Below are 14,716 nucleotides of genomic sequence, written 5' to 3' on the forward strand. Positions count from 1 at the left end.
TTCAGTTCTCCGGCTGGCTGAAGAGCCAACGTCGGGCTTCGGCCTCGGTCGAGAAAACCTTCACGGGCCGCTTGGCGCCGCCGAGATTGGCGAAGCGCAGCGACGCCTCGATCGTCGATGGGGACGTCGCCACGATGGCAATGGGGCCGCGCGGGTCCATGTTGGCATAGACCGAGACCCGGGCTCCGACCTCCATCACATCGGCATCGGTGTACTGATACTTGGCCTGGCTGCAGTCCCAGAGCTTCCGATAGGGCATGGCGCCCTGCACGACGATCTGATCGAGATAGTCCTCCAGATCCTTCAAGGTGCAGACGCCCTCGGCAACGGCATGAACAAAGCGGGCGGCATGGTCGATCGTGAAGCGGACAGACATAAGGACTCCGGTCAGGACTTGGCTTCGGCCTGCAGCCACTTCCACCCATCGTCGATCTTGCGGAAGATCTTGAGAGGGCGGGCAGCGCCGCCGAGATTGGCATAGCGTCGGCCGAGATCCTCTGCTGTGTCGGACGCCACGATCAGGGCGATCGGACCGCGCGGGTCCATCTCGGCATAGGCGCTGACGCGCGCCCCGAGCACCATCATGTCGTCGTCGCTGAGCGAGAATTCGGCTCGTGTCGCATCGAACAGCTTTGCGTAAGCCATGACATCGCGCGTTGCGACCGTGTCGAGGTAGTCGAGAACGTCCTTCAGAAAAATCAGACCACTGGCTGTGGTACGCACCAGGCGCTGGTCGTGGTCGATGTCGATATGAAGGGGCACGCAAGGTCCGTTCGAACGATCTCCATTATGATGATCGTCGGCCGGTCTACAAGCGCTCGCTGCAATTGGCGGTCGGCTTTACGAGATGTCAGCACTTTTGCTGCGATTTGATCAACGGACGCTGACACCTTCGTGCGCAAGCAGCCAGCGCTTGCGCTCGAGACCGCCGCCATAGCCGGTCAGGCTGCCATCCGATCCGATCACGCGATGGCACGGCACGACGATGCTGACGGGGTTCTGTCCGTTGGCAAGTCCGGCGGCGCGAATCGCCTTGGGCTTGCCGATGCGCCGGGCCAGTTCGGCATAGCTGATGGTCGCGCCGTCCTCGATCCGCCGCAGGGCTTTCCAGATCGCCGTCTGGAATGCGGTGCCGGGCGCCGCGGCCGGCAGGCTGGCAAGGATGGCGATCTCGCCCTTGAAGTAGCGGCGCATGGCGGCGGTCAATCCGCCCGGATCGCGCTTCGGCTGCAGTCTGTATCCGTGACTGCCGTAAGCGCGCGCGAGCAGTTGGTTCATGCGTGCTTCGTGATCCGTCCAGTCGATGGCGCGCAGCTTGCCGTCGCCGTCGGCGATGACGATCAACTCGCCGATGGGCGTGGCGAGCCGGTCGTGGAACAGGATTACCGGCTCAGCCATGAGAGGCCATCCGCAGATGCTGGGCGGCATAGGCATGCCAGGGCCGCCATGCCGGCGGCGCGTCGGAATCGAGCGAGGTCCCCACGGTGTCGCGGTCCCAGTCGCCCGGCGCGCGCAGGCCCGGCCGTTTGGCGATCAGCGGCGCGAGCTTGGGATCACGGGCGAGATGGCTGCCGATGGTGGCGATGTCCGCGCCCAGGTCGAACACGCGCTTCACCCGCGCCACGATCGCCGGCAGCGCCCGCACCTCGGGAAAGCGGATGGTGACCGCTACGGCATTGCGTTCGGCAAGATGCGCAACGGAGACCGTGCCCTGCTTGCCATCGAGTTCGACGATGCGATGCCAGACATCGTCGTCGACATGCTCGAGGCGCGCATCGGCTCGCGCGGCAAGGGCTTCGAGCATCCCGGTCCAATCATAGGGCGGCCGATAGGAGAGGCGCAGGGTGACACCTTCCTGGGCGGAGTGGCTTGTCCCGGTTCCGGCCGCCTTATGGCCGCGACGCAGGGCGCTGGGCGGACGGCCGAACATCTTGCGGAACGTCTCATTGAAGCGGCGCACGCTCCTGAACCCGGCCGACAACGCCACCTCCGTCATCGGCAGGCGCGTATCGTGGATCAGGTGCTTGGCGAAGAGCACGCGCCGCGTCTGCGCGACGGCGATCGGCGAGGCGCCGATATGCTGCTGGAACAGGCGCCGCAGCTGGCGGCCGCCGACCCCGAGCCGGGCGGCCAGCGCCTCGACGCCGGCCTCGCTCTCGTCGAGCGCCCCGTCGGCGATCAGCTTCAGGGCCCGATTGACCGTGTTGGACGTGCCGCGCCAGAAGGCCAGTTCGGGTGCGATCTCCGGACGGCAGCGCAAGCAGGGCCGGAACCCGGCCTCCTGGGCGCCGGCTGCCGAGGCGAAGAAGCGGCAATTCTCGAACTTGGGCACGCGGGCCGGGCAGATCGGCCGGCAATAGATGCCGGTCGAAGTGACACCCACGAAGATCCGGCCGTCGAAGCGCGGATCGTGCGTCTGGAAGGCCCGGTAACAGGCCTCGCGATCGAGCAGTTCGTTGGACTGGTTCATGCCGTCGATGATTTCACCGTTGCGGCGGCGTCGCTGGCGGTTTTCGGACTTCATTGGTCAGGCCTGCATGCCGAGCGACAGCGGGGCGATCTTCGCCGCGTCGTACACCACCGCCCACGGGATGTTGCGGATCGAATGGGGACGCCCAGTCATGCCGGAGACTCCAGAGATAACGGCTGCTTGCGTAAGGAAAAATAGCCGGACCTACCGGTCAAGTCCCTGAAATCCTTCGGCCGTCTATCGGGAAACCGAACAGCGCTCCTTCGAGCGCGGCCGAAGCAATGGCCCAGCGCGATGCCCTAGTGTCGCCGCGTCAACGACCACGAAGGAGATGACCATGTCCGACGCCGATGTCCGCAAGGACGACCTGGTGTTCACCGTCACCTGGGAGGCCAAGCCGTCCGAGGTCGATGCGCTGACCAAAATCGTCCAGACCTTCCTGCCCCTCGCCGAGCGCGAGCCCGGCCTCAAGGTGGTGCGCACGCATCAGGCGGTCGGCGATCCGACCAAGTTCTTCTTCTACGAAGTCTTCGCCGACGCAGAGGCCTTTGCGGCGCATCAGGAGACCGAGCATTTCAAGACGCTGATCATGGAGCAGGCCGTGCCGAAGCTTGCGAAGCGCGAGCGTATCCAACACCGCCTCGTCTGAGACCGCGACCGCAGAAATATCACACGCAGGGGATCGGCCGTCGGGGCCGGTCCCTTCTTGTGCTGTTGCCGATCCCTTCTTGGGTTGTTGAGGGTCTGCTGCGTGTCTCGTCGGCACCGCTGAACCGCCCCCGCGGCAACCTTCCGGTACGACCTGCCGTTTTCCTGCCGATATCCCCTCGGAGGAACCGCATGAACGCCATCATCTATCTGGTTGGCCTGGTCGTGATCGTCATGGCGATCCTGTCATTCGTCGGCTTTCGCTGATCGACTTCAACTCGACTCCAAGCAGCCGATGGAGGCCTGAATGCCGGATGTTGCACCCACTACCGATGTCGCGGTCCGTGCGCCGCGATTCCAGTATCTCGAATGGGGGCCGGTGATCGCGGGCGCCATCGGCGCGGCTGCGATCTCGTTCGTCCTGTTGACCTTCGGCTCGGCGCTGGGGCTGTCGGCGATATCGCCTTATCCGTATCGTGGCTTGTCGGCGCCCACCTTCATGATCGTGGCGACGCTCTATGTCGCGATGGTGCAGGTGTGCAGCTATGCCGCCGGTGGCTATCTCGCCGGCCGCATGCGGGCTCCCTGGTTGGATGGACCGCAGGCGGAGCGCCACTTCCGCGATGGGACACACGGCTTTGCCGTGTGGGCGCTGGGGTTGGTGATCTCGGCGGCCGTTGTTGCCTCCGGCGCCGCGGGCACCGCCAAGACGGCATTGGAGGCGGCGTCCGCTGTTTCCGCCAGCGCGGCAGGCGGGGCGGCTGCGGGCGCATCGAACAGCCTGCCGAACCCGGCGGACTATGCCACCGATCTGCTGCTTCGGCCGGCTCCGAATGCGCCGGATACTGGTACCAATCAGGCGCAGCAGGGTGCCCAATCGGGACAGGGGCAGCCAGGACAGGAGCAGCCCGGGCAGGCGCAGGTCGATCGGGGGCCGTTGGTGCGGGTCTTCACGCGCAGCCTGTCGGATGGCTCGCTGCCCCAGCAGGATCGCACCTATCTGGGCCAGGTCGTCGCCCGCCAGACGGGACTGTCGCAGCAAGATGCCGAGAAGCGCGTCGACGACGCCTTCGCCCAGGCACGGAATGCCGAACAGAAGGCGCGGGACGTCGCGAACCAGGCGCGGAAGAAGACGGCCCTGGCCGGCTTTCTCACCGCGGCGACATTTGCCGTCGCCTGTGCCGCCGCTTGCATCGCAGCCGGCCTCGGCGGCCGCGACCGAGACGAGAGAAGTGCGCGCTATTGGCTCGGCGCGCTTCGCTTCTGGTAGGCGCACCCATTCCTGATCAAGCCGCGAGCCTGTGCTGGATGGCTCCGGCCAGGACGCGATAAATGGGATCGGGGCGGACGAAGTCCTCCTGCAGGCAGGCTTCGGTCAGTTTGACGGCGTGCTCGTCGTCATGGGCGACAGCCCGGCCGGCCAATTCTTCCCAAGGCAGCGAAGGCTGGAGCGCCAACGTCTCCGGCGCGGATGGTGCCGAACCCAAAGCAAGGCCGGCGATGTTCCTTCCCACACGTCGCACGCGCTCGCAGGCGTGCCAACCGACATCCGAGCAGAGGAGCGGCAACAGGGTGCGCAGCGCGGCCGCGGATGTGATCGTGTGGACCAGCTGGATGACGGAAACGATCTTTCGGTCGAGGTGTCCGAGCAGAAGGCGGGCATTGAAGGCCGTCCAGGCGCTAAGCACCAGGCTGGTCTCGGGTCGAGCCGCGTCTCGCGGCATGGTCGTCTCCAGAGCGCCATCGTCTTCAGGAGACCGATAGGTCGCGGCCCAATAGGCAAGACCACGCGCCAGCTCGTCGATCTGCAAGTCTGTCGGTTGGCCGTCCGCAGGCATGCCACGGACCGCATGGGCGGTCCGGATCAGGCCGTGGGTCAGCCCGCCCGCAAGACCGTCGATCAGCCGGGGAATCCACTCCTTCGTCGCATCCTGCCATTGGGTTTCGGACAACTGGCGGCCAAAGAAATCGTGCCAGTCGGACAGGCGGGAGGGATCGCCAAGAGCGCTCCGCCAGTTTTCCATGTCGGATCCGTCGTCGGATCCGTCGATCGCTCGATAGCGAGGCGGCGGCTCCTTGTGGCGCCGTCGTCTCTTGTAGGAGTCCACCCAGCCCGCCACCGCCTCGTCATGGCCCAGCATGCTGATGGCTTCCGCGACCATGGGACCGTGCCCGGCATAGTCGGGCCCCCAGGTGAAGCCGACGTCGTGCAGGCGTGCCAGGGCGTCGTTTATCGCCTCTTGCCGTGACATCGTCATCGTCGTTCTCCGCTCGGGCATCGCATCGACACAGGCTACAAGTTCAAGTGAACTTGAAGTCAAGTGACTCGACCGCGATACTGCCGATCATGAAAGACGTCCTGCTGACGATTGGCGAGGTGGCGAAACGCAGCGGCGTCGCCGCCTCCGCCTTGCGCTATTACGAGGAGTGCGGCCTGATCGCCTCGGAAGGGCGGACGGGTTCCGGCCACCGGCGCTACGCACGATCCGTGCTGCGGCGCCTTGCGTTCATCGTGTTTGCCCAACGCATCGGCCTGTCGCTGGAGCAGATCGGAACCGAACTCGCCAAGCTGCCCGACGGCCGCATCCCGAAGGCGCGCGATTGGGCGCGACTGTCCCGTCCCTGGACGGACCAGATCGACCGGCGCATTGCCGAACTTCAGCGCCTGCGCGAGGGACTGACGCGCTGTATCGGCTGCGGATGCTTGTCGCTGGAGCATTGCGCGATGGTCAATCGTGGCGATCGTGCTGCCACTCTCGGACCTGGCCCACTCTACTGGCGGGACGACCGACCGACCGGCAAGGGACGTGCGCCGACCCGATAGGCGCAGCGTCGGGCTCCCGCAAGGATATGATCGATCCGTTCGATCGCGACCTCCTTGCCGAGGACCGCCCGGAAGATCGTCAGCTCGGAACGGCACAGGCCCTGGCATGCCATGGCGGCGGCACAGATCGGGCAGTGGTTCTCGATGAACAGGAAACCGCCGCGCGCTTCTGCGACGACATCCGCCATGTAGCCTTCCCGGCTCCTGATATCGGCGAGCGCCGCCAGTTTCCCTCGCAGTGATCGCTGGCCGTCGACCGCCCGGCGATAGAGGGCGATGCTTGCGTGCTCCCGGTGCTCGATCAGTCTTTCGAGTCCGTCTTCGCCGAAGAGTTCGCGCGTCGATCTCAGCAGCTCAAGCGTCAGTTCGGAATGCCGGTCGGGAAAGCGGCCATGACCTTGCTGCGTGAGGCGCCAGCATTTCCGCGGTCGCCCGCGCCCCTGACGACGGTCCTCGCTTTCGACCAGACCGGCCGTCTCCAGCTTCAGGAGATGCTGTCGGGCGCCGACAGACGTCATGTCGAGCCGCGCGCCGATCTCGGCGGCAGTCTGCGCCCCTCGGGTCTTCAGGAGGAACAGAATTCGATCCTGGCTTCGATCGTCTTGACTCATGCGGCCACTGATTTAGAAAGCAATAAGTTTATATATTAAACGGGATGTCGGTCGCCGGCAATCGTACATCCGAGGAACAGGGAGCGAGGCGCCATGGCACGGGAGTCTGTCTCGCACGGAGGGTGGCGCTCGCTTCTCAAGGTGGAGTGGGCGGCGATGCTCGCCATCCTGCTGGGCGGTGTCCTGCTGCAGTCGATGAATGTCCTGCTGCTGGCGACCGTTCTGCCCTCCGTCGTCGAAGAGCTCGGCGGCGTGGCGATGCTGAGCTGGCCGACGACCGCATCCCTTGCGTCCTCCATCGTTGCTGCAAGCTGCTCCGGACTGCTCGCGGCGAAGTTCGGGCCCCGCAACACCTACTGCGTCGGCGTGCTGACATTCGGCTTCGGCGCCGTGTTCTGTTCGCTTGCAAAGACCATGGGCTGGCTGGTGGTCGGACGTCTGGTCCAAGGCTTTGGCGGCGGCCTCGAGGCGGCTGTGGCCTATGTGATCGTCCGTGGCACCTTTCCCGAGGCCATGTGGTCGCGGGTCATTGCCCTGATGTCGGGCAGTTGGAGCATGTCCGTCCTGATCGGGCCGCTGGTGGGAGGGCTTTTCGCCCGGTTCGGAAACTGGCGCGGCGCGTTCATCGCGACGGCAATCGTTGCGGTCCTCCTGGCGGTGAGCGCGGTGTTCGTTCTGCCACCCCTGTCGGGACGCCGGTCCAAGGCGCCAGCCGTACCGACCGGTCGTGTGGCCTTGATCTGCCTCGCGATCGCCTCGACCTCCTGTGCATCGATTGTCGCGGCACCGATCGCCAAGACGGTACTGATTGCTGCCGCGGTCGGCATCCTGGTCGTGATGCTGAAGCTCGATCGCGCGGCGGCGACGCCCTTGCTGCCGCGTGATGCGTTTTCACTCCAAACCCCGACAGGTGTGGGACTGTGGCTCGCCCTGTTGCTGTGCATAACCTTCAGCCCATTGCAGCTCTATGTGCCGCTCTTTCTGCAACGCCTGCACGGGTTGGATCCGCTCGCCGCGGGCTTCGTCGTCGCCAGCGGCTCGATGGGATGGACGATCGCCTCGCTGGTTATCGCCGGTGCATCGGGACGGTGGCCGGATCGATTGATGCTGGCAGGTCCGCCGATCATGGGCATCGGGTTGATCGGCATCGCCGTGCTCATGCCACTGTCGACGTTCGTGCCCCTGATCGTGGCCATCATGGTGCTGGGAATAGGGATCGGACAATGCTGGCCCCTGGTCGCTCACCGCATCATGAGCGGTGCGCGTGCTGGCGACGAAGCGACAACGGCGGCGGCCGTTCCGACAGTCCAGCAGATGGGGTTCGCGTTGGGAGCGGCGCTCGCCGGCGTCGCCGCCAACGCCAGCGGGCTTTCGGGCACACTCACCGATCAGGCCGTCGCGCAGGCGGCCTTATGGGTGCCGGTGAGCTTTGTCGCGGTTGCGGCGACCGCCAGCTTGGCGAGCCTGCGATTGAGCCACGTGCGCCAAGCGTGAAGGCAGCGCGATACGCCGCCGTCGGGTCTCTTTACGCCGCCACCTGCCGCGCCGCAGGCCAAGCCGCCACCTCGAGCCAGGTGCTCTGATACGTGGCGCCTTCGCCCATGTCGGTGTAGCGATCGGAGCAGAGCATGTTGATGGTGCCGGCGACCGCCTCCCTGGTCGGGCGCTGACCGGGCACCAGCACGACGCCAGGCTGCACCTCGTCGCTCACGCGCAGGGTAAGCGCGATCTCGCCTCGATCGTTGAACAGGCGCACGGCCGCGCCGTCCTCGAGGCCGCGCGCCTCGGCGTCCGTCGGATGAAGAATGCAACAGGGCTTGCCCTCGCGGGTGCGCAGGAAGTCGACGCCGGAGAAGGCCGTGTGCGCCTGGAAATAGCCCGGCGCCGTAAGCAGGCGGAGCGGCCATTTCGCTGCCTCGGCGGCCTCGAGCGGGTCCTCGTTCCAATCGGGCAGGGGCGGCAGGCCCTGTCGTGCCAGCTGCTCGGAATGGAATTCGAGCTTGCCCGAGGGAGTCGCGAAGGGCTGTCCGGCCCAATCGTGCGCGATGTGGATCGGTTCACCGGCGAACAGTTTGTCCGGATCCGCCTTGGCGGCAGGGCCCGTCGCGCCCTTGAACAGCTCCTTCGCGGCCTCGTGCGGCGGCAACGTGAAGATGCGGTCCGTCAGTCCCATGCGCTGGGCGAGGGCCTGCGCGACGTCGAAGTTGGAGCGCGCCTCGCCTTGGGGCGTGGCTGCCTGCTGGCCCCATTGCATCCAATAGGCACCGTAGGCGCGATAGAGATCGTCGGTCTCGAGGTAGCTCGCCGCGGGCAGAACGATGTCGGCGTACTTCGCGGTATCGGTCATGAAGGGATCGTGCACGACCGTGAACAGGTCCTCGCGTGCCAGGCCCTTCTGCACCTTGTACACCTCTGGACAGGTGACGGCCGGATTGTTGGCCGAGATGTAGAGCGCTCGGATCGGCGGATCCTTCATGTTCAGGAGTTCCTCGCCGAGTCTCAGATGGTTGACCAGGCGGGAAGTGGCGGGACCGGACGGCTTGCGCACGGCGGCATAGTTGAGATCGCAGGACGCTGCGGTCAGGAGCAGCGCGCCGCCGCCCTTCACGCCGTAATGGCCGGTCACGCCCGGCAGCAGCGCGACGCTGCGCAGCGCCTGGCCGCCGGCGGCGAGGCGGGTCATGCCTTCACCAAGCCGGATCAATGCCGCCTTCGCCTTGCCGTACATCGCCGCGAGCTTCTCGATATCGGCCACCGGCAGCCCGGTGATCTCCGCGACCCGGGCCGGCGGGAACTTCGGCAGGATCTCGCGCTCGACCTTGTCGAAGCCGACCGTGTGGCTGGCGAGGTAATCGCGGTTGGCGAGGCCGTCGCGTACCAGGATATGCATCACGCCCAGCGCCAGGGCGGCATCGGTGCCGATCCGGATCGGCAGATAGAGATCGGCCGCCGTGGCGCTGCGCGTGCGGCGCGGATCGATGACGATCAGCGGCAAGCCGCGGCGCTTCTTCTGCGTCTCGACCAGCGCCCAGAAGTGCACATTGGTGGCGGCGAGGTCCGCTCCCCAGGCGATCACGAGATCGGAATGCACGACCGATTCGGGGTCGGCACCGCCGACCGGTCCGACCGTCATGTCCCAGGCGGTCTCGCAGCAGGTGTCGCAGACGGTGCCGGCCTGCAGCCGAGTGCTGCCCAAGGCGTGGAACAGGCCGTTCACCAGGCCGCGATTCATCAGACCCTGATGAGCGGAGTAGGCGTAGCCGAGCAGGGCGAGCGGGCCGCTCTCCTTGATGATCGCTTTCCAGCGACTGGCGATCTCGTCCAGCGCGTCGTCCCACGAAATGGGTTCGAACTGGCCGGTGCCCTTCGGACCGGTGCGCTTCAGCGGGCTTTTAAGGCGTTCGGGAGAATTGACGAGATCGGCGTCGCGGTTGACCTTCCCGCACGCAAACCCCGCCGTATAGGGGTGATCCGGATCGCCTTGCACGCGCACGACCTTGCCGTTGTCGACATGCGCGATGAGGGAGCACATGTCAGGACAATCGTGTGCACAGACAACTCTTACGGACTTCACCACACCGTCTCCCCGAATTTGGAAGACGGTACTCTATCAGAGGTCGTGAAGAATCCAGGCCTTACTTCTTCTTGGCTGCGCCCTTAGCGGGCGTCGCCTCGGGCTTCGCACCCGACGACTTGGTGCCGGCGCCCACGCCGCCGGTCATGCCGAAGCGGTCCTTGAAGCGCTGCACGCGGCCGCCGCGGTCGATGGACTGGCGCACGCCCGTCCAGGCCGGGTGGGTCTTCGGGTCGATATCGAGGCGCATCGTCGCGCCTTCCTTACCCCAGGTCGACCGAGTCTTGAACGACGAGCCGTCGGTCATCGTCACGGTGATCTCGTGATAGTCGGGGTGGATCTTCTCTTTCATAGGCTTCTCCAGCGCTCCAGGACCGATTTCCGACCGGCCCCTGGCCAAGATTCAGGCAACAGGGCGCGGCTTATACCGGCCCGGGGGTGTGTCCACAAGCCCGGTTGTCGGGCCAGTCGCAGGCTTGTAGACCGCCCCATCATGACCGACACCAGCTTCGAAAACCTCGCGGACAGCCTTCTGGAGGCCCTGGAAGAGGGGATCGGCGACCACGCCGACGCCGAGCGCCAGGGCGGCGTGCTGACGGTCGAGGGGCCCGACGGGACCTGGATCGTCAATAAACATGCACCCACCAGGCAAGTCTGGCTGAGTTCGCCCAAGAGCGGCGCCCGCCATTTTGCCTTCGACACCCAGTCCGGCCTTTGGGCGGACACGCGCGGCGGCAGCGATCTTTTGGCGATCCTTTCGGCCGAATTGGGCGTTGCCCTGGAGTGGCATCCGGAATGAACCGTTTCGCAGGCCTTCGGCTTCTTGCCCCGTATCTCCGGCCGCATCGCGGCCGGGTCGCCCTGGCGCTGCTGTCGCTGATCGTGGCCGCCGGCACGGTGCTGGCATTCGGCGCGTGCCTGCGCGCCCTGATCGATCGCGGCTTCGCCGAAGGCAAGCCGGCGGTGCTCGACTATGCGCTGGCCTCGATGCTGGCCGTGGCTGGCGTGCTGGCAATCGCCTCGGGCGCGCGCTTCTATCTCGTCTCGTGGCTCGGCGAGCGGGTGGTTGGGGACCTGCGTCGAGACCTCTTCGCGCACGTCATCCGGCTGGGGCCGGCCTGGTTCGAGATCAAGCGTTCCGGCGACGTGATGAGCCGGATCTCGTCCGATGCCCAGCTCATCGAGCAGGTAATCGGTTCCTCGGCCTCGGTTGCCCTGCGCAACACCCTGATGTGCATCGGCGGCATCGCGATGCTCGTCATCACCAATCCCAAGCTGGCCGCGCTGGTCCTGGCGGTGGTGCCGGTCGTGGTGGCGCCGATCATCATCTTCGGGCGCAAGGTGCGGGCGCTGTCGCGGGCGGCGCAGGCGCGCATCGCCGACATGGTATCGGACGGGGCGGAAACGCTGGACGGCATCCGCACCGTCCAGGCTTTCGCGCAGGAGGGACGGGCGGCAGGACATTTCGGCGAGGCGACCGAACTGGCCTTCACCGCTGCAGTCCGCCGCATCACGCGCCGGGCCATCATGACGACCCTGGTGATATTCATCGTCTTCGCCGCCGTGGGCTTCCTGCTGTGGATCGGCGGATTGGACGTGCTTGCCGGGCGCATCACCGCCGGCGACCTGTCGGCCTTCGTCTTCTATGCCGTGCTGGTGGCCAGTTCGGGCGGCGCGATCAGCGAGACGATCGGCGATCTGCAGCGGGCTTCGGGTGCCGCCGAGCGCCTGTCCGAATTGCGGGCCGAGCAGCCCGTCATCCTGGAAAGTCCGACACCGAAGACGCTGCAACAGCCGGTCAAAGGGACCGTGGCGTTCGAGCAGGTCTCCTTCCGCTATCCGACGCGGCCCGACGCGCTGGCCCTGGAGCGGTTCGATCTCTCGGTGGCGTCGGGCGAGACCGTGGCGATCGTCGGCCCCTCGGGTGCCGGCAAGACGACGGTCTTCAATCTTCTGCTACGGTTCTACGATCCCGAGGCCGGCACGATTCGGCTGGATGGGGTCGACATCCGCGATCTTCGGTTGGCCGACCTGCGCCGCCAGTTCGCGATCGTACCGCAGGAACCCATGCTGTTCACCGCCACGGTCGCCGACAATATCCGCTACGGACGCCCTGAGGCGTCGGACGCCGAGGTGCGGGCGGCGGCCCAGGCGGCATCGGCTCTGGGCTTCGTCGAAGCCCTCCCGCAGGGCTTCGCCACGCATCTCGGGGCGCGCGGCGTGCGTCTGTCGGGCGGCCAGCGGCAGCGCATCGCCATTGCCCGGGCGCTTCTCTGCGATCCGGCCGTGCTGCTCCTCGACGAGGCCACAAGCGCCCTCGATGCCGAGAGCGAGCTCGCCGTGCAGCAGGCCCTGGATGCGCTGATGCACAAGCGGACGACCCTGGTGATCGCGCACCGACTGGCGACAGTGCAGAAGGCCGATCGGATCGCCGTGGTGGATGCGGGCCGGGTGGTCGATGTCGGCACGCATGCCGAACTGGCCCGACGGGGTGGGCTCTATGCGCGGCTTGCCGAATTGCAATTCAACCTGTCGGCTGCCGCCAGCTGAGTTTGCACTTTAAGTGATCTGAAAATATCGTTGAATTTCAGATCACTGGTGGATATCGTTCGAGCCATATTTCAGTCGTATTTTTACATCGACCACATATTGGGTCCGCCATGTTCGCTCGACTCTCGCTGCGCTCTTCCTCAATCGATTCAATAACTTATTCAAATCGGCTAAGCCGAATTGCGGATTGGTGGCCGGCCGCGCTGATCGGCTTGTTGGCATTGATCGGCAACGGAACCGACAGCAACGCCCAGACGCTTCTCGGGCTGTTTTAGGGACACGCGGGACACAGCGGGACGGGCGGGACGGCGGGACAGCGCCGCCAAAAACCTGTCGGCATCGTATTCGAACCCGTCCCAGCCCCTTGGGACGGCGGGCTGGACGGCCTCCTGTCAGCGGGCGGCCTTGCCTTCGGCATCGAGGCGTCGAAGTTCGCGGCGCAGGATCTTGCCGGTCGTCGTCAGCGGCAGTTCAGTCACGAACTCGACCTCGCGCGGATACTCGTGGGCGGCGAGGCGCTTCTTCACATAGTCCGCCAGCTCGGTCTTCAGCGCCTCGGTCGGCGGGATCTCGGAGCGGAGCTGGACGAAGGCCTTCACGATCTCGGTACGGACCTTGTCCGGTACTCCGACCACGCCGACCATCGCCACCGCCGGGTGCTTCATCAGGCACTCCTCGATTTCGCCCGGGCCGATGCGGTAGCCGCCCGAGGTGATGACGTCGTCATCGCGGCTCTTGAAGAAGACATAGCCGTCCGCATCGATGCGGCCGAGATCGCCGGTCAACAGCCAGTCGCCGGCGAACTTGCGCGCCGTCGCCTCGGGGTTGCGCCAGTATTCCAGCATGACGATGGGGTCGTGCCGCCAGCCGGCGATCTGCCCTTCGACATCGGGCGGCAGGACATTGCCGGCCTCGTCGACGATCGCGACCTTTCGGCCGGGGCAGGCACGGCCGCATGACCCTGGTCGGACCTCGAACCAGTCCGGCGAATTCAGCAGCATGAGATTCATCTCGGTCTGGCCGTAGCCTTCGGAGATCGTGGTGCCGAAGGTCTCGCGCCCCCAGGCCAGCAGTTCCTCGCCCATGGCCTCGCCGCCGGTGCTGACGGCGCGCAGATCGTAGGTCCAGCGCTGGCGCGGCTGGTCCACCTGCCGCATCAGCTTCAGCGCCGTCGGCGGAATGAAGGCGACACCGACCTTGTGGCGCGCCAGCAGGGCGAAGGCGCGCTCCGGGTCGAACTTGGCGAAACGGTGCGCCACCACCGGCGTGCCATAGTACCAGGCCGGGAAGAGGGCGTCGTAGAGGCCGGCGATCCACGCCCATTCGGCCGGCGTCCACATCACCTCGTTGCCCTGCGGCCAATGGCTCAGCCACTGCTCGACCGGCGGGATCGAGCCCAGCAGCATGCGATGGGCGTGCAGGGCGCCTTTCGGTTGGCCGGTGGTGCCCGACGTATAGATCAGCAGCGCCGGATCTTCCGCGCGCGTATCGACCGTCGCGAAGCGATCCGATGCGCTCGCCAGCAGAAGATCCCAGTCGAAGAAGTCCTGCCCGTGAGCGCCGGCGCCGATCACGATGACCGTCTTCAGATGCGGCAAGCGCTCCCGCACGGCGAGCACCTTCGGCAGTTGCGCGAGATCGGTAACGATCGCCGAGGCTTCGGCGTTCGCCAGCCGGTACTCGACCGCCTCTTCGCCAAACAGCGTGAAGAGCGGCAGTACCACGGCGCCCAGGCGATAGCCGGCGAGATGACCGATGGTGAGCTCAGCGCCCTGGCTCAGGAACACCGCCACGCGGTCGCCCTTGTGGACGCCTTTGTCAGTGAGGGCGTTGGCGAGCCGGGAGCTGGCGGCCAGCAGTTGGCCGAAGGTCCAGTTGCGCACGCTGCCGTCGGCGTTTTCCACAATCAGGGCCAGCGTGTCGGCGGGATGGCGCTCACACACCGCCCGGCCGATGTTCAGGTGTTCCGGGATGCGCCAGCGGAAGCGACGCATGGCTTCGTCGTAGGAAAGGCCGCGAGGGATCATGGCGGGCGGCAC

14 protein-coding genes and 1 pseudogene are annotated in these 14,716 nt (G+C 66.1%); 6 read left to right on the forward strand and 9 right to left on the reverse strand.

The genetic code is table 11. The features are described 5' to 3' along the window. Position 1: 1 nt before the first annotated feature. The 4 genes from B5D62_RS04750 to B5D62_RS34250 form a co-directional block, all read right to left on the reverse strand. Positions 2-376 (reverse strand): MDR/zinc-dependent alcohol dehydrogenase-like family protein, encoded by a 375-nt coding sequence (locus B5D62_RS04750; RefSeq protein ID WP_085932636.1) that lies wholly within the window; start codon positions 374-376, stop codon positions 2-4. A gap of 11 nt (positions 377-387) precedes the next feature. Next, positions 388-762, reverse strand: coding sequence for a hypothetical protein (locus tag B5D62_RS04755; RefSeq protein WP_085932637.1), 375 nt, complete (start codon positions 760-762; stop codon positions 388-390). 111 nt (positions 763-873) lie between these two features. Further along, positions 874-1,398, reverse strand: a complete 525-nt coding sequence (gene ogt, locus B5D62_RS04760; RefSeq protein ID WP_085932638.1) for a methylated-DNA--[protein]-cysteine S-methyltransferase — start codon at positions 1,396-1,398, stop codon at positions 874-876. Beyond that, entirely contained in the window at positions 1,391-2,524 is a 1,134-nt protein-coding gene (locus tag B5D62_RS34250; protein ID WP_336470144.1) for a bifunctional transcriptional activator/DNA repair enzyme AdaA, read from the reverse strand. Before B5D62_RS34250 ends, ogt begins: the two co-directional genes overlap by 8 nt. A gap of 283 nt (positions 2,525-2,807) precedes the next feature. Here B5D62_RS34250 and B5D62_RS04770 point away from each other — a divergent pair, with 283 nt between their 5' ends. Both B5D62_RS04770 and B5D62_RS04780 read left to right on the forward strand, forming a co-directional pair. After that, entirely contained in the window at positions 2,808-3,119 is a 312-nt protein-coding gene (locus B5D62_RS04770) for a putative quinol monooxygenase (RefSeq protein ID WP_170920782.1), read from the forward strand. Between the two features lie 306 nt (positions 3,120-3,425). Beyond that, complete coding sequence (locus B5D62_RS04780) at positions 3,426-4,388, forward strand: hypothetical protein (RefSeq protein WP_085932641.1); 963 nt, start codon at positions 3,426-3,428, stop codon at positions 4,386-4,388. A 16-nt stretch (positions 4,389-4,404) separates the two neighbouring features. On the opposite strand, the gene B5D62_RS04785 is transcribed toward B5D62_RS04780, so the two are convergent. Beyond that, positions 4,405-5,376: a questin oxidase family protein gene (locus B5D62_RS04785; RefSeq protein ID WP_170920783.1), complete on the reverse strand. Its 972-nt coding sequence runs from the start codon at positions 5,374-5,376 to the stop codon at positions 4,405-4,407. 89 nt (positions 5,377-5,465) lie between these two features. Between B5D62_RS04785 and soxR the strand changes: the two genes are divergently transcribed. Then, a complete protein-coding gene (gene soxR, locus B5D62_RS04790; RefSeq protein WP_085932643.1) occupies positions 5,466-5,942 on the forward strand; it encodes a redox-sensitive transcriptional activator SoxR in 477 nt (158 codons plus the stop codon). Here the strand turns inward: soxR and B5D62_RS04795 are convergent. After that, positions 5,891-6,553 carry a helix-turn-helix transcriptional regulator gene (locus B5D62_RS04795; RefSeq protein WP_085932644.1) on the reverse strand — a complete coding sequence of 221 codons (663 nt, stop codon included), beginning with the start codon at positions 6,551-6,553 and terminating at the stop codon, positions 5,891-5,893. The two genes, soxR and B5D62_RS04795, sit on opposite strands and share 52 nt — an antisense overlap. 93 nt (positions 6,554-6,646) lie before the next feature. Here B5D62_RS04795 and B5D62_RS04800 point away from each other — a divergent pair, with 93 nt between their 5' ends. Then, a complete protein-coding gene (locus B5D62_RS04800; protein ID WP_085932645.1) occupies positions 6,647-8,047 on the forward strand; it encodes an MFS transporter in 1,401 nt (466 codons plus the stop codon). 31 nt (positions 8,048-8,078) lie between these two features. Here the strand turns inward: B5D62_RS04800 and B5D62_RS04805 are convergent, their stop codons facing one another. After that, positions 8,079-10,130, reverse strand: a complete 2,052-nt coding sequence (locus tag B5D62_RS04805; protein WP_336470145.1) for a molybdopterin-containing oxidoreductase family protein — start codon at positions 10,128-10,130, stop codon at positions 8,079-8,081. Between the two features lie 136 nt (positions 10,131-10,266). Beyond that, positions 10,267-10,479, reverse strand: a pseudogene (rpmE, locus tag B5D62_RS04810) (50S ribosomal protein L31); the annotation flags it as partial. Positions 10,480-10,620: 141 nt separating this feature from the next. On the opposite strand from rpmE, the gene cyaY reads away from it, so the two are divergent. After that, a complete protein-coding gene (gene cyaY, locus B5D62_RS04815; RefSeq protein ID WP_085932648.1) occupies positions 10,621-10,926 on the forward strand; it encodes an iron donor protein CyaY in 306 nt (101 codons plus the stop codon). Beyond that, positions 10,923-12,677, forward strand: a complete 1,755-nt coding sequence (locus B5D62_RS04820) for an ABC transporter transmembrane domain-containing protein (RefSeq protein WP_085932649.1) — start codon at positions 10,923-10,925, stop codon at positions 12,675-12,677. Before cyaY ends, B5D62_RS04820 begins: the two co-directional genes overlap by 4 nt. Before the next feature lie 392 nt (positions 12,678-13,069). Here the strand turns inward: B5D62_RS04820 and B5D62_RS04825 are convergent, their stop codons facing one another. Further along, positions 13,070-14,704 (reverse strand): AMP-binding protein, encoded by a 1,635-nt coding sequence (locus B5D62_RS04825; protein WP_085932650.1) that lies wholly within the window; start codon positions 14,702-14,704, stop codon positions 13,070-13,072. Between the last annotated feature and the right edge of the window lie 12 nt (positions 14,705-14,716).

This window comes from Enhydrobacter aerosaccus, assembly GCF_900167455.1.
In the GTDB taxonomy this organism is placed as follows: Bacteria; Pseudomonadota; Alphaproteobacteria; order Reyranellales; family Reyranellaceae; genus Reyranella; species Reyranella aerosaccus.

Bases quoted from the DNA above. Each gene is read 5' to 3' on its own strand.
- B5D62_RS04750 (WP_085932636.1), bottom strand. From the start codon at position 376: ATGTCTGTCCGCTTCACGATCGACCATGCCGCCCGCTTTGTTCATGCC.
- ogt (WP_085932638.1), bottom strand. From the start codon at position 1,398: ATGGCTGAGCCGGTAATCCTGTTCCACGACCGGCTCGCCACGCCCATC.
- B5D62_RS34250 (WP_336470144.1), bottom strand. From the start codon at position 2,524: ATGAAGTCCGAAAACCGCCAGCGACGCCGCCGCAACGGTGAAATCATC.
- B5D62_RS04770 (WP_170920782.1), top strand. From the start codon at position 2,808: ATGTCCGACGCCGATGTCCGCAAGGACGACCTGGTGTTCACCGTCACC.
- B5D62_RS04780 (WP_085932641.1), top strand. From the start codon at position 3,426: ATGCCGGATGTTGCACCCACTACCGATGTCGCGGTCCGTGCGCCGCGA.
- B5D62_RS04785 (WP_170920783.1), bottom strand. From the start codon at position 5,376: ATGACGATGTCACGGCAAGAGGCGATAAACGACGCCCTGGCACGCCTG.
- soxR (WP_085932643.1), top strand. From the start codon at position 5,466: ATGAAAGACGTCCTGCTGACGATTGGCGAGGTGGCGAAACGCAGCGGC.
- B5D62_RS04795 (WP_085932644.1), bottom strand. From the start codon at position 6,553: ATGAGTCAAGACGATCGAAGCCAGGATCGAATTCTGTTCCTCCTGAAG.
- B5D62_RS04800 (WP_085932645.1), top strand. From the start codon at position 6,647: ATGGCACGGGAGTCTGTCTCGCACGGAGGGTGGCGCTCGCTTCTCAAG.
- cyaY (WP_085932648.1), top strand. From the start codon at position 10,621: ATGACCGACACCAGCTTCGAAAACCTCGCGGACAGCCTTCTGGAGGCC.
- B5D62_RS04820 (WP_085932649.1), top strand. From the start codon at position 10,923: ATGAACCGTTTCGCAGGCCTTCGGCTTCTTGCCCCGTATCTCCGGCCG.
- B5D62_RS04825 (WP_085932650.1), bottom strand. From the start codon at position 14,704: ATGATCCCTCGCGGCCTTTCCTACGACGAAGCCATGCGTCGCTTCCGC.